Genomic DNA, 23,150 nt, shown 5'->3' with positions numbered 1-23,150 from the left:
GATAGATCTGCCATGAGTTCATAGTAAATAAACGGATTGACTCCCATGAACCGAATTATACGGGTTTTGCTCATCGTTGGAATATCGTTTGGTAGCCTTACCGTTCAGGCGCAAAGTGCGCGCCTGCGAGCGGCTAACAAACAGTTTGATAACCTTAGTTACCTCAGTGCCGTACGAGCGTATGAAGAATTTCTGCGAGCTGATAAAAAGAAAGATGCTGCCGAAACCCAGGAAGCACTGACTAAACTGGGCTATAGCTACCGGAAGCTTCAAGATACACGAAATGCGGAACGGATTTACGCTGAATTGGTGAAGGGCTATACTGATCTGGACAGCGAAATTTATCTGTACTACGCGCAGGCACTGGCCCAGAACGGGAAATACCGCGAATCGCAGAAAATGTACAGTCAGTACGGCGAAAAACAAGGTCAGGATCTACGCGGACGCCGGTACACGGTTTCTTACATGGATATGAGCCGGTTCTATCAGGATTCGTCGTCGTATCGTCTTTCCAGTTTGCCCATCAACTCCCGGCAGGCTGATTTTAGTCCGATGTATTACAAAGGCGGCCTTGTATTTGTGTCGGCCCGTGACGAATCGGGTGTGGTAAAGCGGGTCTTTAGCTGGAACCAGACCCCATTTCTGGACATGTATTTCCATTCAGATACCAACCAACTGCACGTACCAAACGCCGACGTAAAGACACGTAGTACCAGCGCAGCCGTCCTGGGAGGAGGAGCTGAAGCGAAAGAAATGGCTACAAACGAAGCTGCTGATCCCAATCAGCCTTTGACCAAAGCCGAGATTTTCAGCCGCACGCTGAACACGAAATATCACGAAGGGCCTATGACCTTCACCCGCGATCAGAATACGATTGTTTTTACCCGGAACAATACCAGTAAAGGCAAAGCCGGAAAAAGCTCGGATGGTATCAAGAAACTGAAATTGTATTCTTCCGTAAACAACGGTGGTAAGTGGGTTGACATCAAAGAGGTGCCGTTCAATAGTAATGAATATTCCGTTGGACACCCTGCCTTTGCGCCTGACGATTCGAAGCTATATTTTGTGTCCGATATGCCCGGCGGATATGGTGGCACGGATTTGTATGTAGTCGAGTATAACAACGGCCAATGGGGCACGCCCGTAAACCTGGGTAAAGAAATTAATACGGAAGGAAACGAGATGTTTCCGTTTGTGGACGCTAACGGGAATCTGTACTTTTCGTCGGATGGCCACGAAGGGCTGGGTGGTCTTGATGTTTTCTTCGCTGAGTTGAGAGATGGTATTGCCTACAAAGGCGTTCAGAACGTGGGTGCGCCGGTTAACTCCGAGAAAGACGACTTTGGATTTATCACGGACAAATACAGAACGACGGGCTACTTCAGCAGTAACCGGAAGAAAGGCGTCAGCGACGATGATATCTATGCCTTTCGTCGGGCCTGCAAGCAACTCAATATTCTGGTGTTTGATTCGAAAACGGGTTCGCCCATCGAAAGCGCCGATGTACGTATCCTGCGTAACGGATCGAACCAGGATTTGCGGATAACTAACGTCGATGGTCGCGCGGAGATCTGCGTGGAAGCAAATACTGACTACGAGTTTCGGGCCGTAAAAGAAGGCTATGCACTAAACAGCGTCCGGTTCTCGACGCTTACCCAATCGGCAAAGCCCGTTTTAAGCGTATCAATCTATCTCGAACGAACCGAGAGTACGCTGGTACGGGGTGTTGTGAAAACAGAGGTCAACCAACAGCCAGCCGCCGGGGTCAAAGTAACCCTTCGTAACGAAAAAGATAAATCGGAACAGACCGTTATGACGGGACCCGATGGTGGCTATGAATTCAACATGAAGCCCGGTGCGCCGTACACGCTAACCGCTCAAAAAGACCGTTACGCGACCAAACGAACCCAGTACAACAAGGTCAAGAAAAAGGACAAGATTGTTACCGACTCGTTGGGGTTATACGGCGTGGGCGACGTGTTTCAGCTGAAAAACATTTATTACGATCTAAACAAGTTCTTTATTCGGGCTGATGCAGCGAAAGAACTCGATCACGTTCTGGAAATTTTAAAGGAATACCCGCAGATGCAGATTGAACTACGTTCTCACACCGATTCGCGCGCTACGGATACCTACAACATTCGACTTTCGGAGAACCGGGCTCGGGCCGCACTGGATTATCTGGTATCGCGCGGGGTCAACGCTAAACGGTTGGTGGCTCGCGGTTACGGCGAAAGCGAAATCGTTAATGGTTGCATTGACGGTGTCAACTGTTCCGAGGATGATCACCAGCAAAATCGCCGGACAGAGTTCAAAATTCTGGCTGTTCAATAACAGAAACGTTTCTTAAGTGCTTGAAAGGTTAGCGTGGGTCATTTGACCTGCGCTTTTTTGCTATCGGTTGGGCTATACGCTCCATAAACAGTTCCATTCGGCAAGCAGTTAAGCTGGAAAAAGCTATTTCATGCGATTTAAGGATAAAGTATGCATTGTTACCGGCGCAACGTCGGGTATCGGTCGGGCTACGGCTGAACAAATGGGCCGGGAAGGCGGCAAGGTATTGGTTGTAGGCCGGGACGAAACAGAAGGTCAGGAGGTTGTCGAAACAATTAAGCGTAGTGGTGGCGACGCGCTGTTTGCGGAAGTCGATCTAGCCGATGCAAAGCGGATCGAAGCCGCCGTCGACCAGGTGCTGGCGGCCTGGGGAAAGGTCGACGTGCTGGTCAATGATGCCGCTATGATGACCTATACGCCAATTGTAGACCTGTCGATTGAAGACTGGGATAACGTGTTGGCCGTCAACCTAAGAGCCGTGTTTGTGTTCTGTAAACGCTGCATTCCTCACATAAACGGCGGAGCAATTGTCAACGTCAGTTCCGTTCACGCCCATCAGACAACGGCAAACGTAATTCCGTACGCTGCCAGCAAGGGCGCTATGGAAGCGTTTACACGGGGTGTTTCACTCGAATACGACATTGCTAAAGTACGGATCAACTGCGTCGCGCCCGGAGCCGTTGACACACCCATGCTGTGGGATAATCCGAATGTAAAAAGCGGTAAGGAGAAAATAGAAGGTGTGATCGGCAAGCCTGAGGACATCGCTTCGGCGATTTGCTACCTGGCTTCTGATGAAGCTCGCTTTATCAACGGAACGACGCTCGTTGCCGACGGGGGACGATTGAGTATTCTTTAGGGATATGTTTCCAGAGCGAAGTAACAGGAATCATTATTTCGCTCTGGGCGTACACGACTCTACTCCGACTTCTTGACGTGCTTCTTATGCACCGTCTTGGTTACCATTGTCTTTTTCGGAGCCGTCGTCTGCTTGGACGTAGTCACCGTTTTGCTGACTGGTTTATCCTGCGAAGGATGGTTGGCTAGAACGGCGTTTCCTCCGACAGAAAACAGAATGCAGGTGATCAATAAGGACGTTTTCATACGTATGTGACTGGTGTTTAGTGGTCGCGCCCGCTAATGTAGCAGGCGTTTCGGACGGAAAGGTCGAGGGTTGTCTATGAAAAGTCAACCAAGCAGGACATAAAGATTATCAAGCGGACAACACGCGTGCCGTTACCGATAGTTGACCCACATGCCGCATCGTGTGTTCGGCTGCATGAACGAATAAGCCTAACACCGTCGACGGAATCTGCGCTCGTCCAACACCCCGAGTTTCTGTCAAGGTACCCTCGTCGGTGCTGCGTAACTGCGCAAGGACACTATCAATCTGCTTGTGAAAGCGGTGGACTAATTCCGAAACAGCCAACGGCGGTTCCGTTGGTTTGCCTTCCTGCGCGAGCGCGTCCAGTTGGGGCGCTGACAGGGCTTCGCCACGAGCGTAGGTGAACAACCGGTCTAGTACACCGGTGAGGTGTTGTAAATGAAATCCAACTGAAGCGACAGCAGCGGGCCGTTCCCAAAGCTGCGCTTCCGGGAAGTCGGCCAGTAGCGCGGTAACTTCTTCTCTGGCTTGCAACAGGGCGTGGGCGACGGGCTGTAGAAGCGAAGGCATATCGGGTAGCGGACCACGCAGCCAGACTTCACGGGTTTCAAGAGCGGGAGTCATATTTTTTCGTAATAAAGCTGTTTGCTAAACCTGTTCGAAGCACAATGAGTGCCCACAAGCCTAATGAATAAAGAGAATTGTTTGCCGGTTCCCTGAAGCGTTACGGATCAGAAAAATAAAAAAAGCCCCGACCACATTGCGTAGTCGGGGCTTTTTTGTCCTCTCTTGGGCTTATCGATCAACCGAAAGAATTGATATGCTTTTGGAAAATCGCTTCGTATTTATTGGCGGCTGCCGTTTGGTTTGATTCTTTACACGCTTCAACAATCGTTTGCAGGATGTACAGATCAGCGTCAGGATTACCAAATCGGTTGCCGGTTTTGGCGTACGTCAGATTCTGGTCAGCGCGTTTCGCCATCGTGTCAGCAATTTCGAGCGCCTTTTTGTTATCGCCAACCGAGAACATGAACCGAACGTAGTTTGACGAAATCTGGTCGTAAGGAATGCTCTTATCCGGAATGACTTTCAGCGAATAATTCAGCACTTCATGCGCTTTGTCTTTCTTACCCTCACGCAATAGCTGATCGGCCAGTCGGAAGAACGCGATCCGGGCTGAAATAACCGGTGGTCCTTTATAGGTCTCATCGTAGTATACGTCCGGATTGTTGAACTCACGCCAGAAGGTTTTGTGCAGCATGTTGTTATACATGATGTCGGAATTAACATAACCATCCGTGGCACCAGGTACTGCAACCGGCATTAGTCGGTAAGCATACCCTTCCAGCTGCATGTAATTTTTCAGGTTCAGGTAATTATCGCTCGCCAGTGTGCTCGAAAAATAAAGAGGACGCTTCCAGTTGTTGGTTGCGATCATATCGAGCATAATCAGATCCGGCTTGTACAGATCCTTTTTACCGATGGTCCACTGTAACGTATCTTTTACCAGTGGCCGTAGCATGGCAGGAACGAATTTTGCCTGATCAACAGCCGCCTGATCGATGGGCAGGAACAGCACCGACGAAGGCAGAACGCTCGTCATGTCGCCACTCGTTAGCGGAACCTGAATAGCAGGACTGCTGGTCTTGATCAGGTTGATGTACTGCTTCAGGTCAATGCCATTTTTCACACCGGGAACTTCGTAAAAGGGTACGATGTCGTTTTTGCCCTTGTTGAAATTGTCCAACTCCAGCGAAATCGGCAGTGCGTCCGATTCGTACGTTTTCCGCTTCATCTGCTGAATGTACCATTCGGTGCCCAGCAGGCTTAGGTTACACACCCGAACGTCGCGACGGAATCCTTCTACTTCCTGAACGTACCAAAGTGGGAAGGTATCATTGTCGCCACCCGTGAATAGCACAGCATTAGGAGCGCAGGAATTTAGCAGATTCTTGGCAAAGTCAACCGACTGATAGCGGTGATTCCGGTTGTGGTTATCCCAGCTTTTCGCGCCCATCATCACTGGCACGAGCAGTGATAAACCAACGACCAGACCGTTACGGGTCATATCCGATTTGAGATAGGTTCGTATGCCTTCAGCAATCGCCATGACGCCTAGGCCAAGCCAGATTGCAAAGAAATAGAACGATCCTACGTAGATATAATCGCGTTCGCGGGGTTCCGATGGGGGCGAGTTCAGGAAAACTTGCAGGGCAATACCCGTAAAGACGAACAGAAGACCGACAATCAGGAAGTCACGACGACGGCGGAAATACTGGAACGCGATGCCAAACAAGCCAAGCATAAACGGCAACATGTAGAAGTTGTCGCGGGCTTTGTTGGTTTTTAGCAGATCGGGTGCATTCTGATCCGACGACCAGGGCAGCAGGTAACCCGCGCCTTCTTCGTCGCTTTCCCGACCCGCGAAGTTCCACATCAGGTAGCGCCACCACATATGACCCAGCTGGTAGTCGAACATAAACTTGAGATTGTCACCCATCGTAGGCTTTTGCCCTTCGGCTAAGCCAAGCATCTGGCGATACAACTGCGGGTGATTTTGCTGGCTGCTGTATACCCGAGGGAAAAGCATTTCGTCACCGGGAGCGTAAACGTACTCAGGCTGGTGGTCGAAGATAACGTATTTGTTGCCTTCTTTTTTCCACATTGGAGCGCCCTGTTTCTGATCAATTGGACGAGCTGTAAAGACAGGTCCGTAAAGCAGTGAGCGGCTTCCATACTGCTCCCGACGCAGGTACGATAGGAAGTTCAGCGCGTCGCTGGGGTCGTTTTCGTTGATGGGCGGGTTGAAATCAGCCCGGACCAGTACCTGCATGTACGAAGCGTAGCCAATAAGAACGAAGGCAAGCGCTAACAGGGAGGTATTGAGGACCGCCCGTTTCTGCCGTACCGACCAGATGATACCATACGTTACGGCTCCCAGAAAAACGACAATAAAGAAAAACATGCCGGAGTTGAACGGAAGGCCGAACGAGTTGACAAACAGACGCTCAACCGCAAAGGCCATTCCAGGCAAACCCGGAATGATACCAGAGTTGATAATTGCCAGAATAACAAGGCCGACGCCAAAGGCTGTTGCACCACCCCAGAACGTTGGCTTCGGATACTTTTTAAAGTAATAGATCAGGGCGAGCGCGGGTAGCGTTACCAGGTTCAATAAGTGAACACCAATCGACAAACCTGTCAGGTAAGCAATAAAAATCAACCAGCGGTTAGCAGCTGCTTCGTCCTCGATGCGCTCCCATTTGAAAGCCGCCCACACGACAATAGCCGTAAAGAAAGACGACATCCCGTACACCTCTGCCTCAACGGCTGAAAACCAGAAGGTATCCGAGAAGGTATAAGCCAGAGCGCCAACGGCACTCGTGCCAATCACCAGCAACGTATCGGCGGTGTTATACTCGCTTTCCGGTTTATCCAGTAGCTTTTGGGCCAGCATCGTGATCGTCCAGAACAGGAATGCGATTGTGAATGCACTGGCTAGTACCGAAGCCATGTTGATCCAGTAAGCCACGCTGGTTAAATCACCGAACGAGAGCATAGAGAAAATCCGGCCCAGCAATAAAAAGAAAGGAGCGCCAGGAGGGTGTGGTACCTGGAGTTTAAACGAACACGCAATGAACTCGCCACAGTCCCAGAAGCTGGCCGTCCGTTCAACGGTGCTCGCGTAGGTAAACAGCGCGACCGCGAAAACGAACCAGCCTGTGAGGGTGTTCAGGCGTTTGAATGACTGCATATAGGTAAAGATTAACTGACTGCTTTTGTGTAAGTAGTTGCCAAAAATACGTAAAAAAGCAGCCCGACCGGGTTAGAGCGGGCTGTTAAAGTTTGTTAAGCGGACCTATGCGGTACAACTTTGCTAAAGAAGCTGTCCTTGTTGGGTATCGCAACTACGAATAAATTTCCTTACGCGCGGCTTTCAGCGTGTTCTGCATGAGTGAACAGATTGTCATCAGTCCGACGCCACCGGGAACGGGCGTTATGAAGCTTGTCTTGGGCGCTACTTCGTCGAACTTGACATCGCCTTTGAGCGAGAAGCCGCTTTTCTTGCTGGCATCGGGTACACGCTCCAGGCCCACGTCGATAACAACCGCGCCTTCTTTGACCATGTCTGCCGTAACAAACTCTGGTCGGCCAAGTGCAGCCACCAGAATATCCGCAGATCGACAGATTTCGTCCAGGTTCTGTGTGCGGCTATGGGTGATGGTTACGGTGCAGTTGCCGGGATACGTGTTGCGCTGCATCAGAATCGACATGGGTAAACCAACAATCTGGCTACGCCCTACCACCACGCAGTGTTTGCCCGCTGTTTGAATATCGTAGCGTTTGATCATTTCCAGCACGCCCTGCGGAGTCGCCGAAACGTAAGCAGGTAACCCTTTTGCCATGCGGCCAATGTTGATCGGGTGAAAACCGTCCACGTCCTTTGCGGGATCAATGGTTTCCATAACACGGTCGGCAGAGATGTGGTCGGGGAGGGGAAGCTGCACAATCAGACCATCCATATCCGGGTTGTTGTTAACCTCCTGGACTTTCGCCAGCAGTTCCTCTTCCGTAACGGATGTATCGAAGCGAATCAGGGTTGAATGCATTCCCACTTCTTCGCAGTTTTTCATTTTAGACGCTACGTAGGTTTCCGATGCGCCTTTGTTGCCTACCAGAATGGCGACGAGGTGGGGGATTTTACCGCCCTGTTCGCGAATCTGCGCGACCTCAGCCGCGATTTCCTGTTTGATTTGTGCCGAAAGGGCTTTACCGTCAAGGAGTTGCATAGATATCTTGGTGATCTTCGTGCTTTCTCTTAGGAACGCGTTTGTCCGCTACTACGACCAACCAGCGCTCGTAAAGAAGCCACAAAGCTACACAAAGATTAGCCGTACTGTTCCTGCCAGGCTTTTTTCAGCCGTTTATAGTCAGGATCTTCCCTCGCTTCCAGGTATTTGGCGTAGAAGATTCGGGCTGATTCCGCTTTGACTGGATCTTCGTCGCGGGGAAGTTGGTCTCGCCCGTGCGCACCCGAACGCCCTTTCTGATCATCCGGTACGGGACCGTCGTATTTTTGACCCGTGCGGTGGTTAGCATACCGACGAGAACGGGTGTAGCCCATTTGCAGAAATTTACGGGCCATGTCCATGCCAATAAAGTCGCCTTTCTGTTTGTAGTCCTGAAACAGCTGAAAAATCTTTTCCGACGATTCGCGGGCGATGTCAGGTGTTTTGAAGCGCCAGTAAGGCAAGATTTCCGATTTATACGGCTGAACCAGCAAAACACCCATTTCGCCTTTGCCAACCCGGTACAGTTCGGGCTGTTCGCGTAGGTTCAGGTGCCGATAATCAAGGTCGTAATTGAAAGCCCGGTCGTTGGTTGGCATGTAGTTCGTTTTCGTTTAGGAGAGCGAAACGGCAAGCTAAAAGCAATCAAGGAGCCAGCCACACCATTTTGGATTCTGGCTCGTACCGAAACTGGGCGCGGGTCTGCCCTTTCCGGCTGAGGTGCAGGTACTCCATGGATAAGACCCGGCATTCGATCACCGCAAAATTGTCTCGGCCTTCTTCGCTTTGTGCCTCGGTGGGTAGTTCTTCGCCCAGGGACTCCGGAAAGCCAGGGTAAGGGGCGGGTTGTTCGCTACCCGGTTTACGCTCTGAAAGATATGTCTTTCGACCGCCAACCCAGAGCGCAGCCCACTGGTCATCGGCAACATAATCGTCCGTATGCAGTCGGGTTTCGACGATTAATCGAAGCTGAATCTGCCGGTTTTCGTCCCAGAAAAGTAGCGTAGCCGTTGGAAAGGCTTCCAGTTGTATAACCTTTTCGGCACGGGCGTCGGTATGAAACCAAACGTATTTTCGGTTAGCGTCAACCTGCCGGAGTACAACCATTCGGGCATCGGCTCCGGCATCGGCGCAGGTTGCGACAACCATTGTTTTGAATGGATCTTTTTCGCTTTCAGGAGCCGATGCCAATTGTTGCCAACTGGTGTGCTCAAGCTCCGCCAACGAAGGCGAGGTCGTTTGAACAGGTTCAGTGTTACTCGGTTGTTCAGAAGCAGGCATAAAGGAGTTATAATAGAGTCGGTTGATTAACGGCTTGTTAATTTTTTTGTTTGCGAAAAACAAGCCTAAAGCCATGACCCGGCTTTGTCCAAAAGCCGGGATAAGACGGATCAGCGAACGGCTCAAAAACGAAACTCTTTCCTTTTGGTAAATACTACTGAGTTGTATAACCGAAGCAGGGTTTTGGTGGTTAGGTTACCATAGAGACTAACATTTCACTGACTATCAAATCGTCTAATGTGTTTTCATAAATCACTGGCTATCAAAGCCGCCGAACTCGAAGCACGCTACGAAGCAGCCTTGCCCAGCGGTACCCATTTTCAGCCGGTTTATCATGCCAATGCCTATCAGTTTCCTGCCTGGCCCATCATAACCAAGCAGGAGCCGGCCCGTTTTCAAATGATTCACTGGGGACTGATTCCGCGCTGGACCAAATCGAGTACCGATGCTACGGAGATCCGTACAAAGACCATCAACGCCCGGTCGGAAAGTATCTACGAAAAACCGTCGTTCCGGGGGGCAGCGCAGAGTGGTAAGCGGTGTTTGATTCCGGTTACCGGTTTTTACGAATGGCATACGCTTGGAAGCAAGAAGTTTCCGTTCTACATCACGACGAAGGATCAGAAAATTGCATCCATTGCGGGCTTGTGGGACGAGTGGCCTGATCCCGAAACCGGCGAACTATACCCGACCTACACGTTGCTGACCACAGAGGCCAATCCATTGCTGGCGGCTATCCATAATTCGAAAAAACGGATGCCCTGCGTGCTGACACCTGACGAAGAGCACGCCTGGTTGCACGAAAACCTGAACGAAAAACAGGTATTGGCATTACTGGCTAAACCGTATCCGGCCAGCCAGATGCACAGTTATAGCATCAGTAAGCGAATCACGTCGCGGACGGAACCAAGTGATGTCCCCGAAGTGATGCAACGTGCGGAATACGCCGAGCTTAAAAACGAACCTGCACTTTTTACTTAAGTAATGGGCTCCGTCTGTCCCAACAGCGGTCCGTTTATGTAGTAATAAGCAATAAGTCGTTACCTGTTCGTTTTTTTGTGAGTTAAATTGTCTTTTTCCGGGACATTCTCCGGATAGATCACCTTTATTTTTGATTAACCTGACTATGAAAAAGGTTTTACGTGTTTTAGTAGTAGGTACTGCTCTGTTTACCGCATCCAACGCGGTTCGGGCGCAGTTCCCGACCTTGCCGGGTGGGGGAGGGCAGCGGCCTGCTACCGCTATTCCCGGTACGGCTAGTGATGATACACCCCGGGGTAGTGCCAAATTAACGGGTACCGTTGTTGATTCGACGACCAATAAACCCGTTGAATTTGCCAGCATTGCTCTGATTGAAACGAAAACGAAAAAAACGATTGACGGAACCGTTGCCGACGAAAAAGGAAAGTTTACGCTTACCAAACTGCCGGAGGGAGAATTTCAGATTCTGATCTCGTTCGTTGGTTACCGGAATAAAACGCTGTCGAGCGTTAAACTCAATCGTAAAGGTGATGTCGATTTAGGCGCGGTGAAACTGGCTGCCGATGTACGGACGCTCAAAGAGGTTGAAGTAGTTGGGCAGGCTTCTTTGGTGGAAGAAAAAGTGGACCGGCTTGTCTATAACGCGGACAAGGATATAACGGCAAAAGGGGGTGATGCTACTGACGTCATGCGTAAAGTACCGCTGCTATCGGTAGATTTAGACGGTAACGTTAGCCTGCGGGGTAGCAGCAACGTTCGGGTGTTGATCAACAACAAACCCTCTACCATTGTCGCCAGTAGCGTAGCGGACGCGTTGAAGCAGATTCCGGCGGACATGATCAAAACGGTAGAGGTGATTACCAGCCCCTCGGCGAAGTACGATGCGGAAGGGTCAGCGGGAATTATTAACATTATCACCAAGAAAACAACGTTACAAGGGTTTACCTTAAATCTAGATAGTGGCGTTGGAAACCGGGGTACTAACCTGGGGTTGAACGGTAACCTGCGAACGGGAAAAATGGGCTTTAGCTTAAGCGGCTTTGGCCGGGCCAATTACAACGTGATTGGCAAGTTCCAGAATACGCAGCGGACATTTGGCAGTAACGGAACTACCACGACCGAACAAACCGCTGATACACGCAACAACGGTATTTTTGGTCAGTATACACTCGGTTGGGACTACGATATCACGAAGAACAGTGCGATTACGGCGAGCCTGCGTTATGGTGCTCGGAACAACTATCAGAATCAAGACAACTTCCTGACCCGTACGACGTCGCCGAACGATTATTTTCCGCGCCTGAACAATCGCAATGTATTGACGAAAGATTTGTCCGGTACGGTAGATGCGAACATCGATTATACCCGCACCTACGCAAAGCCTCAGCAGGAGTTGAGCGTATCGGCGCAGTACAGTCGCAACAACCGGAACAACGATTTTACGGCGGACATTCTAAGTTCTTCGGATTTTGCCACGATAGTATCCCGCCAGCAGAACCTGAATAACAGCTACAACCAGGAAACGACCATTCAGGGGGATTACCAGACACCGATTGGAAAAAATCAACTGATTGAATTTGGGGGTAAAGGGATTTTCCGGCAGGTCGAGAGCTCGTTTACGTATAACCTGGGCGTCGGTACCGCTGAGCTTTTAGCGGACCCATCACGGTCGGGCAATACGCTCAACTACGACCAGACAATCGGAGCGGGTTACGTGTCGTACACCTTAACCACCAAAAATAAATACACCATCAAAGCGGGAACTCGTTTCGAACATACTACGATCAACGCCAACTACAGCCAAACGCAGCCTGGTGAGCAGGGTGGTGCTGCCGGACAGGATCTGGGCATTCCTAACTACAGCAATTTGGTGCCGAGCGTTAATATTTCGAAAGCACTTAAAGGCGGCAAAACCGTCAAACTGGCGTACAACCGTCGTTTACAACGGCCAGGGATTCAATTCCTGAACCCAAACATAAATGCGGCCAACCCAACAAACATTACACAGGGAAATCCGCTGTTGTCGCCCGAGTTGACGGACAACCTTGAACTGAGCAGCAGCGCTTACATCAAAAGTGTTTACGTAAATATGTCGTTGTTTGCCCGGCAAACCAACAACTCGATCACCAGCGTTCGGGATACCGTACGGTCAAGCGTAGGCCAGGTGAATAACCCGGCTCTGGCGCAGGTCATCCGGACGACGTACCTGAACATCGGTAAAGAATCCGCTTACGGGGCTAACATATTTGGTAACGCGACGCTGTTCTCAAAATGGCAGATTGGCGGTGGTTTTGACTTGTACTACGCTTACCTGACCAACAACAGCGCAATGAGCATTTACAACGCGACCAATTCGGGTTGGGTTATCACCGGACGACTCTTTACAAACCTGACGCTTAAAAACGGCTGGGGGATTCAGGGTTTTGGCTTCGCACGAGGAAGACAAGTTCAGTTGCAGGGCTACCAGGGTGGGTTTGCGTTCTACAGCCTTGGCGTGAAAAAAGATTTGAAAGACAAGCGGGGTAGTATCGGTATAGCAGGTGAAAACTTCCTGAACAATCCGTTTACCATCCGTTCAGAATCGTCATCGCCAATTTTCGCCCAGAACAGCATTACCAGCCTGTACAACGCGGGTATCCGGGTCAACTTCAACTATAAGTTTGGCAAACTAAGCTTCGATCAGCCACAGCGTCGGCGCGGTCGTTCGGTGGACAACGACGATATTAAAGCCGGAGAAGGTGGCGATGGCGGCAACCAGCCACAGCAGCAACCCGCTCAGGGAGGCAACCGGGGCGGTGGTCGTCCGCGCTAAGTGTAGAATATGAACAGCGGGCTGACGTGTTGCGCTAGCCCGCTGAAAACCACAAACGATAAAGCGTTACAGCAGCGCTGCACCAAAGACGCCCGCGCTGTCGCCCAATTTAGGTTTTAGAAAACGTGTGTTCAATTCGCCCGAGTTGAACACATATTTTTTTGCTCGCTCAACACCTTCGGTGTACAGCAAATCAACATTACCGACGCCCCCGCCCAACACAATCGCATCTGGGTCAAGGATGTTTACAATCACGGAAATCGCACGACCAAAGTATTCCAGCAGTCGGTTGACCGTTTGGCTAGCAAATAAATCGTCACCGGCAGTATACCGTTCCATGATGTCTTTCATCGTCCGCTCTTCACCACTGATCTGGTGATAATACCGTTGTAGGGCAGGTCCTGAGATTACTTGTTCGTTACAGCCCCGTTTGCCACAATAGCAAGGATAGCCGTTTTCTTCCAGAATGTTGTGACCCCACTCGCCCCCAATACCCTGTAGGCCGTTCAGCACGAACGGAACGCCATCGCGTCCGCGAATAACAACGCCCCCGCCAACACCCGTACCCATGATCACGCCGAATACTGACTGGAAATTGGGGACAACATCGGGCACAATACCCATCGTGGCTTCGGCCAGCGCAAAGCAGTTGGCATCGTTGGCTACCTCGACGGGAACACCGAGCATCCGGGCCAGATCCTGTTTCATAGGGCGGCCATTCAGCACGGTGGTGTTGCAGTTTTTCATGGTTTGCCGGGCCGGATCATGCGTGCCCGGCGTTCCAAAACCGATCCGCTCCGGAGTCAAACCCGTTTCTGTTTTAAGAATGTCAATGAGTCGGAGAATCTGGGCTAGGATATGATCATAGCCTTTGTGCGCTTCTGTGTCGATTCGTTTCCGGATAATAACGGCGTCGGGCGAAGGAGCACTTAAAATAACACCTTCTATTTTGGTGCCGCCCAAATCAATGCCCCAGTAGTTTTGCATTTAAAAAGATACGATTTCTGATTTACGTTCGAGTGTCTGTAAAGGTATAGTGTTTGAGTAACCGTTTATACGCTACCTTGGTTGACTAGTTGGCCAAAAACGATAACTAAAACAAGAGCCGTTGGGGTGATTTGTAAAAAGAACGAGTAGCGGTTTGCAGAATAATGCTTGTTTTCCCTTTGCTTTTTCGGAATTTCGGCCTCCAGACGGATTTTACACCAAAGCAACAATCCAAAATCCAAAATCAAAAATCGATTATGCCAACTCCCGGACAAAAAGCACCCGATTTTACCCTGTTTAATAGTGATAGACAGGAGGTATCATTGGGCAGTTTTCAAGGCAAAAATTTAATCATTTTGTTTTTTCCAATGGCCTTTACGAGCGTTTGCACGGCTGAGCTTTGCGAAATGCGGGATAATATAACCACGTACGCAGATCTGAACGCTGATATTGCTGCTATCTCCGTCGATTCGCCATTCACGCTGGCAAAGTTCAAGGAAGATCAGCAATTACCGTTCAATCTGCTGTCGGATTTCAACAAGGAAGTGTCGCAAGCCTACGATACGTATTACGAAACGTTTGTCATGAATTTGAAAGGAGTGAGCAAACGGTCTGCTTTCGTGATCGATAAAGAAGGGATTATTCAATATGCCGAAGTGCTCGACAGTGCGGGTGACGTTCCCAACTTTCAGGCTGTCCGCGAAACACTCGCTTCTCTTAATTAATCATCACTATTACCGAATTAGGAAACGGTGAATGGGCTGCTATATAGGGTAGTCCATTCACCGTTCGTAGTTCTTTTCCTCATGGCCTGGTATCATACTTTTTTTCACGGGTTGCCGCAAAATGCCTGGAAAGCCGCCCAAACTGACGAGCAGACACAACTGGATCTTGAATTACTCGTCGAAACACTGGATTTCGGTCCGGGCGATCGGGTACTCGACGTTTTTTGCGGGTACGGTCGTCATGCGTTGCCGCTGGCCCGGATGGGTGCTCATGTTGTGGGCGTCGATATTTCGGACGAATACATCGATGAGTGCAAGGCGGTTGCTAAGAAAGAAAAATTGGCGCTCGAAGCGATTCGTGGTGATTTTCTGACGATGCCCGTTTCGGATCTAGATCCGTATGCGCCGTATGATGCAGCCTACTGTTTAGGAAATAGCTTTAGTTTCTTTCCCCGCCACGATATGCTTGCTTTTTTGAAGCGAATAGCGGATCTGTTAAAACCGGGCGGGCGGTTCCTGGCTCATTCGGAAATGGTTGCCGAATCGGTGCTACCGGACTACCAGGAGCGCAACTGGCAGCCTGTGGGTGAAGGCGACGATGCGATTCTGTTCCTGGTTGAAAATACGTATGATCCCCTTGAAAGCCGCATCGATTCCCACCTGACTTACGTCAGAAATGGCGAGACACAGACCCGGACAGCGCAACACTTTGTGTATACTTTAGCTGAATTAAGTCACCTGTTTGTCGAAGCAGGCTTCGCCATCGTTGACTGTTATGGTACGGTTGAAGGAGAACCGTATGAACTTGGCGATGCTGGCGTATGGCTAGTAGCCGAACGAAGATAGCGTTGATTACCAAGGCTCTTTTAACAAACTTAACAGGTGTTAACTACCTTCCTTCTCGTCTCGTTTTCATTGCTCAGGGTTTAAAGCCTTTGGGAGAGTATATAATTTTTTTTATAATTTATGCATTAATCATAGATTATACGCGCATAAATACGTAGTTTTCAGGCGATTTAACACTGTTAACTAAGGTTAACCTTCTATATCGTTTATGGAAACCATCGAGCGCAAGCCCCGTTCCCGTGAAAATGCCCGTGCTGGCATACTGGGAACCGCAAAAGCTATCGCCCGCCGGGAAGGCTGGCAGGCCGTGTCAATCCGTAAAATTGCAGATGCCATTGAGTATAGTGCCCCCATCGTCTACGAATATTTTGACAGCAAAGATGTGTTGCTGAACGAAATTCGAAACGAAGGGTTTCGCCATCTGCATCAGGAGTACGAGCGTATTGTAAAATTATATAGAGACCCGGAAAAGCGACTTTACGAGATTTCGCTTATTCAATGGGAGTTTGCGCGGCAACAGCCCGAAATTTACCAGGTGATGTATAACCTGGATGGTGCTTACTGTACCATCCCCGTTGATCAGTCAGAGGCTATGCAGGCGGTTAGCGACGTGGTTAGCGCGACAATTTTCTCGTTTATTCCCAAAGCAAAGGAAAGCATTCAACGATTGTATTTCGAGTGGTGGTCGGTATCGCATGGCATGATTACGCTGGCAATGCTGCTGAAAGACCAGCAGCCGCTCGATAAATCGGAGCAGGTTTACCGGGAAGCAATGCGTCGGTTTGTGCGGGGTCTGCGCTAATTTGTGCTTTTCAGCGCAGCCATCAAATGCATATTGCCATTATTGGTGCAACAGGAATGATTGGTAAACCTGTTACTCACGAACTACGTAAGGCCGGTTTCAGCATTCGGATCATTGCCCGTGATGTGGCCGCAGCCCGTCGTCTGTTTCCTGGTACAGAGATAGCCGCCGGTGATTTGCGAACTATAGCTAGTCTCATCGGTCCCTTGCAAGGCATCGATACGGTTTACCTGAACCTATCGATCAGGCAAACCGAAAAACCTGCCGATTTTCATACCGAAGAGCAGGGGATAGTTAATCTAATTGAAGCGGCCAAACAAGCTGGCGTACGTCGAATTGCGTATCTATCGTCAATGGTTATGCGCTATCAAGACATGGATGGGTTCAGTTGGTGGGTGTTTGCGATAAAGCAGAAGGCTGTCCGCCTGCTCAAAGCGTCGGGAATTCCGTACACCATCTTTTATCCGTCCTGTTTTATGGAGTCACTGAACACCACGCAGCGGGTCGGGCGTTTTGTGTTGCAGATCGATCGATCTTCCGTGCGTCCGTGGTATATAGCCGCCGAGGATTACGGCAAACAAGTGGCCAGGGCGTTTCAGATTGCGCGGGGAGGACAACATCAGGAATACGTCATTCAGGGACCGGAAGCGATCACCCAGCATGAAGCTGCCGAACGCTTCGTGAAAGCTTACCCAACGAAAAAACTGGTGACACTTACGGTACCTTCTTCGCTGATAAGACTCGGACAGTTATTTTCAGCTCAGGCCGATTACGGCTGGCATATCACAAAAGCGCTCAACGGGTATCCCGAAGTGTTTGAGGCCCAGCAAACGTGGACCGACCTGGGTGTTCCACAAACAACCGTTGAGCGTTTCGCCGACAGCGCGTCAATGCAAGGGTAAACTTTTTACTTTTCCGCCCGCCACATCATCAACCGTGTGCTGAATGACAAAGGCCGTTGGGTCAACAATCGAGATCATGTTTCGTAAACGGCTGAGTTCTAGTCGGGTCAATACCACGTACAAGACACAGTCGAGGTCATGGTGGCTACCGTGCTTTCCATAGCCTTCTTCGGCTTTCAAGACGGTTACTCCCCAACCACACTCGATAATCTGTTCGCGAATGGCCACATGATTTTTGGAAACGATCAGGACCGCCGTGTATTCCTCGATACCGTGAATAACGAAGTCTACTGTTTTGGATGCGGCAAAATAAGTGATCATGGAGTACAGCGCAGGGTTGACGCCCAGGAAAAAAGCGGCAGCGCTGAATATGACTACGTTGAGAACCAGGATAACGTCACTTACCTTAAAAATGTGGCTGCTTCGGCTGATGAGCAAAGCCGCAATTTCGGTTCCGTCCAGAACAGCACCTCCCCGCATGGCCAGTCCGATTCCGGCTCCGATGAAAAATCCGCCAAAAACAGACGTCAACAGAAAATCCGGTGTTACATCCGGGAAAGGAATAACGGCCAGACTAAGCGAAAGACCCGCAATCCCAAGTGTGCTTTTAAGGGCAAATTGCCGACCAAACTGTCGGTAACCCAACCCAATAAAAGGTAAGTTGATAAGCAATAGCCAGATGGGTAGGGGAATATTAAACAGGGAAGCGAGCAGCATCGATATGCCCGTCACACCCCCATCAATGAAATGACTTGATAACAGAAAACCTTTGATACCCATACCGGCACCAAGTACGCCTGCGGTAATAAAAAGTGTGTCTTTAATGATACGGTACGTTGCGGAATGTTGGATCATAGTGTCGCGTTAAACGTGAAAACTAAGTTATGGGTTACTGGTAGTTAGGAAGCGTGAGGTAAACAAGTAGCCGGGGTAACTAGTGACTTTGAGGGACAAAGCCAAATTACCCGTTTACCGTAATTCCCCACATGTACTTTGGTAGTTAAGCAGTTAATCGATGCAAACGGACAGTGTACTGTTTGCCTGCTTACTTAGTACAACCCATCAACCGACAAATATCGTTCACCCGTATCGTAAGAGAATGTCAAAATTCGACTGCCAGGCGTGATTTCGGGTAATTTTTGGTGAACAGCCGCCAGGGAAGCACCTGACGAGATACCCACGAATAAACCTTCTTCCCGTGCTGCTCGTCGCGCCCAGTCAAAGGCATCGTCGCGGCTTACCTGGATAGTGCCATCAATAGCGCTGAGTTGTAAGTTCTGCGGTATGAAACCGGCACCAATGCCCTGGATAGGATGTGGGCCTGGAGCCCCACCACGAATCACTGGGGAAGCCTCGGGCTCGACGGCATAGGCTTTGAGATTCGGAAATTTTTCTTTCAGCACCTCCGATACGCCCGTAATATGACCGCCCGTACCAACTCCCGTGATCAACACATCGAATCCGTCGGGGAAATCGGCAAGAATCTCCTGGGCGGTTGTGCGTTTGTGAATTTCAATGTTTGCCGGGTTTTCAAACTGCTGGGGCATCCAGGCGTCAGGTGTTGCTTCGATCAATTCGTGAGCGCGGGCAATTGCTCCTTTCATGCCTAACTCGCGTGGGGTTAGGTCGAAAGTAGCACCGTAGGCCGCCATGATCTTACGCCGTTCGATACTCATTGATTCCGGCATGACCAGAATTAACTTGTATCCTTTTACGGCGGCTACCATCGCTAAACCAATACCTGTATTGCCCGAGGTAGGTTCGACAATTGTGCTTCCTGATGTAAGTAAGCCTTTTGCTTCGGCATCTTCAATCATCGCCAGCGCAATGCGGTCTTTGATGCTGGCACCGGGGTTGGCTCGCTCGAGTTTTACCCAAACCTCATAACCCGGAAAAAGGCGGTTCAGGCGCACGTGCGGAGTTTGGCCAATGGTATCTAGGATAGTGGTAGCTTTCATGAAAGTAGGAATTGGGTACGTGAACACTAAAGATAAATGGGTAATCAAAAAGATAGCCGTGTTCGCTAGCTCCTTAATTACCCATTTAACTTAATTTAAGGTTATTCTATTTTAGATGACAAAATTTATTGGCTCGGCATCGTCAAGCGATTTAAGCCGAACCTCGGTCTGGTGCTGGTTGTAAACCAGCGAATAAGGTTCTACACTACTGGTCAGCCAAACGTTACCGCCAATGACCGAATCATGCCCAACAACGGTGCGCCCGCCCAGGATGGTGGCATTCGCGTAGATAACCACGTTATCTTCAATCGTTGGATGCCGTTTCTTCTGAGCCATGGACTTGGCAACGTGGGTTGCGCCGAGGGTAACCCCCTGGTAAACCTTGACATTATTGCCAATAACGGTTGTCTCTCCAATCACGACGCCCGTGCCGTGGTCGATGAAAAACGACCGGCCAATCTGCGCGCCAGGGTGAATATCGATTCCTGTAAGACCGTGTGCGTACTCCGTGAGCATCCGTGGCAGAAGCGGCACGTTCAGGCCAAGAAGTTCGTGCGCAATGCGATACACGGCAATGGTGTAGAAACCGGGGTAGACCGCTACCACCTCTTCGACGCCAACGGCCGCCGGATCGTTGTCTACGATGGCGTGAGCATCCAAAAACAGCTTGTCATAAATAACGGGCAACTGCTCAAAGAACTTGTCCGCAATCGTTTCAGGATTAGTGGGCAGCGTGGCTGACAAGGGTTGAAACAGGCAAATAAGTTGCTGATGCAGCTTCTGGTACGTTTCCTCGATATGCTGAGAAGCCGACTGGCAGTCCTGCGTAACGGGAAACAGCAACCGCATCAACTGATCAATAAATCGACCGGCATCGGGGCGGGAGGGAAGTTTATACCGATACTGCGACCGTTGGGCCTGTAGGTGGTCGAGGAAAGAAGTATTAGCAACAAGCATAATCGTATTGGCGAATAACTAAATAAGTAAGGTCGTTACGAGAACTCAAAAAGTAGAATAGTTGCCCCGCGATGAGGAAATCGTACGACACTTAACTGAGTATAATAATAGCAAATAACGTTCCTAATCCAAGGATTTTTGTCAATATCATAACAAAAGCGTAACGTAAAGTAGCTACGGTTAGTTTGGCGTCTATTTTGTTCGTGTTGAATTAATCAACAAACTACGATGAACAGCCATGTTTAGTAAGGCTATAAATGCATTTTTATTATCGCTGGTTGCTACAGCCGGGTTTTCCTGGTTTATGTGGTCGCTCTGTCAACCCAGTAAAAAAGTGGCTGACAATGCCGGCGTAGAGCACATAAAATCGCTGGTGAGCACCGGTGACGAAGGAGATGTCGAGGAGGCCGGTCTACTGCCTCCGATCTTCGAATCTGACAAAGCTACTTCAGCCAAGTCAGTTGCTTCAGTTCGGGCCGTAAACGCTTACCCAAAATTGACGTTTGACTCACCGGTTGAGTACACACACGCCAACGATGGCTCTAATCGGGTGTTTGTGGTCGAACAGGTCGGTCGTATCAAAATGTTTGATAACAACCCTGATGCTACGTCCTCCCAAACCTATCTGGACATTCGGAATAAAGTCGCCTATGGCGGGGAGATGGGGCTATTAGGACTGGCTTTTCACCCAAAATTTAAGGAGAACGGGTTTTTCTTTGTGAACTACACCAAGAATAATCCCCGCGAAACGATAGTAAGCCGGTTTAAAGCTTCTTCGACCAATGCGTCACAGGTTGATCCTAATTCCGAAGTGATCCTGTTCCGGTTCAAACAACCGTACTCAAATCATAACGGCGGTAAAGTGCTGTTTGGGCCTGACGGCTATCTGTATGTAGCAACGGGTGATGGCGGAAGTGGGGGCGATCCGCAGAACAACGGACAAGATCGGAGCAGTTGGCTTGGTAAAATACTGCGTGTCGATGTAAACAGCACCGAAAAAGGGCACTACGGTATTCCCGCTGACAATCCATTTGCCAACAACAAGGAGGGATTGCGTGAAGAACTATTTGCGTACGGTTTGCGCAATCCGTGGCGGATAAGCTTTGACGAAAAAGGTCAGCTATGGGCGGGCGACGTTGGTCAGAATGAAATAGAGGAAGTTGACATCATCACAAAAGGAGGAAATTACGGCTGGCGTGTTAAAGAAGGCCGTGAGGACTATAAGGCCGAAGGGAATTCCACTCCTAAGAACCTGATTGCCCCGATTTGGCAGTATCCGCATCGGGATGGCAATATCTCTATAACGGGTGGTATCGTGTACCGGGGAGCGCAGAATCCATCGTTACGCGGCAAGTATGTTTATGCTGATTACGCGAGTGGCCGGGTTTGGGCGCTTACACCGAACGGTACGAAGTCAGCTTCGAATCAGGAAATCGTACCCAGGGCAGGGGCCATATCAGCTTTCGGCGAGGACCAGAAAAACGAGTTATACTTGTGCGATCTGGGAGAAGGAAAGATCCTTAAACTCGTTGAGAACTAGTTTTAGTAGAGCTGTAAGTAAATTGATTGTTTAATTTTGGTTACGTATTTTAGTCGTTCAATCGACAGGTACTCACCATTATGTTCAATCGTTTACAAGCGCTTATTCGTGATTATTTCGGATTTTCTCACAAAGAAGCCAGAGGGACGTTGGTACTGATTTCCCTTACATTGCTTTGCCTGCTAATCCCTTTTTTGTATCGCTTTGTTGCCGATCCCAAATCCGTCGATACATCCGTTGCTGATCAGCGCAAACTAGATAGTCTGGTGAGCCTGATGCAAGCGGAGGAAGCTCGACAACCCAAGTTTGGCGCAAGACCGGAAAACGAAAAGACCACTGCGGAGCGTTTCAGCGAGCCAAAACTCTTCGCGTTCGATCCGAATACTGTTAGCGTAGCAGGCTGGCAGCAACTAGGATTGCCCCGCTGGCTGGCCGAGCGAATCGACAAATACCGTAGCAAAGGAGGGCAGTTCCGTAAAAAAGAAGATTTACTGCGTATTTATGACTTTCCTCCCGATCTGTACGATCAGCTAGAGCCATACATAACGTTGGCCGAGCAGCCTGCAACGAAAAAATATGCGGACAGCCGGACAACCGATAAACAGGTTTCAGCCGGGAAGTCATACGCCACCGATGGGTATAAAGGCAACAGTCACGCTTCTTTTGCAAAACCCGCACTACAACCATTTGACATCAACACGGCCGATACCACTCAGTTGATTGCCTTGAAAGGAATTGGCTCCAAACTGGCCGGACGAATCATTAAATTCAGGGATGCGCTCGGCGGTTTCGTCGCGACGGACCAGTTCAGGGATATATACGGACTTGACTCGTTAGCCCTGGAGGAGTTACAGAAATTTGCAAAAATTCAATCCGCACCGCGCCGGATCGCAATCAACACGGCTAGTGCTGAAGAACTGGATCGTCACCCGTTTTTATCACGTCGGCAGGCTGAGGTCATTGTACGCTACCGGGAGCAGCACGGCGCTTACAGTTCCGCTGAATCGCTGAAGCCAATCCGGATTCTGGACGCGAAGACAATCGAAAAGATCGGTCCATATTTGGAGTTTTAACCAAAGAATGGTTGAATTTTGACCAACCGCCAAGACGATCAGGTCAAAATTCAACCA

20 protein-coding genes are annotated in these 23,150 nt (G+C 49.8%); 10 read left to right on the top strand and 10 right to left on the bottom strand.

All coding sequences use genetic code 11. The features are described from left to right. Positions 1 to 45 precede the first annotated feature (45 nt). Positions 46 to 2,334 (top strand): carboxypeptidase regulatory-like domain-containing protein, encoded by a 2,289-nt coding sequence (locus LQ777_RS14010; RefSeq protein ID WP_232558550.1) that lies wholly within the window; start codon positions 46 to 48, stop codon positions 2,332 to 2,334. Positions 2,335 to 2,464: 130 nt separating this feature from the next. After that, positions 2,465 to 3,193, top strand: coding sequence for an SDR family NAD(P)-dependent oxidoreductase (locus tag LQ777_RS14005; RefSeq protein WP_232558549.1), 729 nt, complete (start codon positions 2,465 to 2,467; stop codon positions 3,191 to 3,193). A gap of 59 nt (positions 3,194 to 3,252) precedes the next feature. On the opposite strand, the gene LQ777_RS14000 is transcribed toward LQ777_RS14005, so the two are convergent. The 6 genes from LQ777_RS14000 to LQ777_RS13975 all read right to left on the bottom strand — a co-directional run bounded on the left by LQ777_RS14000 (position 3,253) and on the right by LQ777_RS13975 (position 9,510). After that, positions 3,253 to 3,438, bottom strand: a complete 186-nt coding sequence (locus tag LQ777_RS14000; RefSeq protein ID WP_232558548.1) for a hypothetical protein — start codon at positions 3,436 to 3,438, stop codon at positions 3,253 to 3,255. 109 nt (positions 3,439 to 3,547) lie between these two features. After that, entirely contained in the window at positions 3,548 to 4,063 is a 516-nt protein-coding gene (locus LQ777_RS13995; protein WP_232558547.1) for a DinB family protein, read from the bottom strand. 178 nt (positions 4,064 to 4,241) lie between these two features. Beyond that, positions 4,242 to 7,193: a glycosyltransferase family 117 protein gene (locus LQ777_RS13990; RefSeq protein ID WP_232558546.1), complete on the bottom strand. Its 2,952-nt coding sequence runs from the start codon at positions 7,191 to 7,193 to the stop codon at positions 4,242 to 4,244. Between the two features lie 154 nt (positions 7,194 to 7,347). Further along, complete coding sequence (locus LQ777_RS13985; RefSeq protein ID WP_232558545.1) at positions 7,348 to 8,229, bottom strand: bifunctional 5,10-methylenetetrahydrofolate dehydrogenase/5,10-methenyltetrahydrofolate cyclohydrolase; 882 nt, start codon at positions 8,227 to 8,229, stop codon at positions 7,348 to 7,350. A 98-nt stretch (positions 8,230 to 8,327) separates the two neighbouring features. After that, the gene (locus LQ777_RS13980; protein ID WP_232558544.1) at positions 8,328 to 8,828 is read right to left on the bottom strand and encodes a DUF4385 domain-containing protein; all 501 of its coding nucleotides are present in this window, start codon (positions 8,826 to 8,828) and stop codon (positions 8,328 to 8,330) included. A 46-nt stretch (positions 8,829 to 8,874) separates the two neighbouring features. Continuing rightward, entirely contained in the window at positions 8,875 to 9,510 is a 636-nt protein-coding gene (locus LQ777_RS13975; RefSeq protein ID WP_232558543.1) for a pyridoxamine 5'-phosphate oxidase family protein, read from the bottom strand. 237 nt (positions 9,511 to 9,747) lie between these two features. On the opposite strand from LQ777_RS13975, the gene LQ777_RS13970 reads away from it, so the two are divergent. Next, the gene (locus tag LQ777_RS13970) at positions 9,748 to 10,491 is read left to right on the top strand and encodes an SOS response-associated peptidase (RefSeq protein ID WP_232558542.1); all 744 of its coding nucleotides are present in this window, start codon (positions 9,748 to 9,750) and stop codon (positions 10,489 to 10,491) included. 145 nt (positions 10,492 to 10,636) lie between these two features. Then, the gene (locus tag LQ777_RS13965) at positions 10,637 to 13,303 is read left to right on the top strand and encodes a TonB-dependent receptor (protein WP_232558541.1); all 2,667 of its coding nucleotides are present in this window, start codon (positions 10,637 to 10,639) and stop codon (positions 13,301 to 13,303) included. Positions 13,304 to 13,369: 66 nt separating this feature from the next. Here LQ777_RS13965 and LQ777_RS13960 read toward each other — a convergent pair whose 3' ends face one another. Then, positions 13,370 to 14,290: an ROK family protein gene (locus LQ777_RS13960; RefSeq protein WP_232558540.1), complete on the bottom strand. Its 921-nt coding sequence runs from the start codon at positions 14,288 to 14,290 to the stop codon at positions 13,370 to 13,372. A 257-nt stretch (positions 14,291 to 14,547) separates the two neighbouring features. Here LQ777_RS13960 and LQ777_RS13955 point away from each other — a divergent pair, with 257 nt between their 5' ends. From LQ777_RS13955 to LQ777_RS13940, 4 genes are all read left to right on the top strand, one after another. Continuing rightward, a complete protein-coding gene (locus tag LQ777_RS13955; RefSeq protein ID WP_232558539.1) occupies positions 14,548 to 15,015 on the top strand; it encodes a redoxin domain-containing protein in 468 nt (155 codons plus the stop codon). Between the two features lie 81 nt (positions 15,016 to 15,096). Then, positions 15,097 to 15,861 carry an SAM-dependent methyltransferase gene (locus LQ777_RS13950; RefSeq protein WP_232558538.1) on the top strand — a complete coding sequence of 255 codons (765 nt, stop codon included), beginning with the start codon at positions 15,097 to 15,099 and terminating at the stop codon, positions 15,859 to 15,861. Between the two features lie 208 nt (positions 15,862 to 16,069). After that, positions 16,070 to 16,663 (top strand): TetR/AcrR family transcriptional regulator, encoded by a 594-nt coding sequence (locus LQ777_RS13945; RefSeq protein ID WP_232558537.1) that lies wholly within the window; start codon positions 16,070 to 16,072, stop codon positions 16,661 to 16,663. 26 nt (positions 16,664 to 16,689) lie between these two features. Next, positions 16,690 to 17,565, top strand: coding sequence for an SDR family oxidoreductase (locus LQ777_RS13940; RefSeq protein WP_232558536.1), 876 nt, complete (start codon positions 16,690 to 16,692; stop codon positions 17,563 to 17,565). Here LQ777_RS13940 and LQ777_RS13935 read toward each other — a convergent pair. The 3 genes from LQ777_RS13935 to LQ777_RS13925 form a co-directional block, all read right to left on the bottom strand. Continuing rightward, complete coding sequence (locus LQ777_RS13935) at positions 17,551 to 18,420, bottom strand: YitT family protein (RefSeq protein ID WP_232558535.1); 870 nt, start codon at positions 18,418 to 18,420, stop codon at positions 17,551 to 17,553. The genes LQ777_RS13940 and LQ777_RS13935 overlap by 15 nt on opposite strands. A 194-nt stretch (positions 18,421 to 18,614) precedes the next feature. Further along, the gene (gene cysK, locus LQ777_RS13930; RefSeq protein ID WP_232558534.1) at positions 18,615 to 19,523 is read right to left on the bottom strand and encodes a cysteine synthase A; all 909 of its coding nucleotides are present in this window, start codon (positions 19,521 to 19,523) and stop codon (positions 18,615 to 18,617) included. A 111-nt stretch (positions 19,524 to 19,634) separates the two neighbouring features. Then, on the bottom strand, positions 19,635 to 20,480 hold the full coding sequence (locus tag LQ777_RS13925) for a serine O-acetyltransferase (protein WP_232558533.1): 846 nt from the start codon (positions 20,478 to 20,480) through the stop codon (positions 19,635 to 19,637). Between the two features lie 238 nt (positions 20,481 to 20,718). Here LQ777_RS13925 and LQ777_RS13920 point away from each other — a divergent pair, with 238 nt between their 5' ends. Continuing rightward, the gene (locus LQ777_RS13920; protein WP_232558532.1) at positions 20,719 to 22,020 is read left to right on the top strand and encodes a PQQ-dependent sugar dehydrogenase; all 1,302 of its coding nucleotides are present in this window, start codon (positions 20,719 to 20,721) and stop codon (positions 22,018 to 22,020) included. A gap of 80 nt (positions 22,021 to 22,100) precedes the next feature. Continuing rightward, positions 22,101 to 23,093, top strand: a complete 993-nt coding sequence (locus tag LQ777_RS13915) for a ComEA family DNA-binding protein (RefSeq protein ID WP_232558531.1) — start codon at positions 22,101 to 22,103, stop codon at positions 23,091 to 23,093. Positions 23,094 to 23,150 lie beyond the last annotated feature (57 nt).

Source organism: Spirosoma oryzicola, from assembly GCF_021233055.1.
Classification (GTDB): domain Bacteria; phylum Bacteroidota; class Bacteroidia; order Cytophagales; family Spirosomataceae; genus Spirosoma; species Spirosoma oryzicola.
This window is presented reverse-complemented; position numbering and strand designations above follow the sequence as displayed.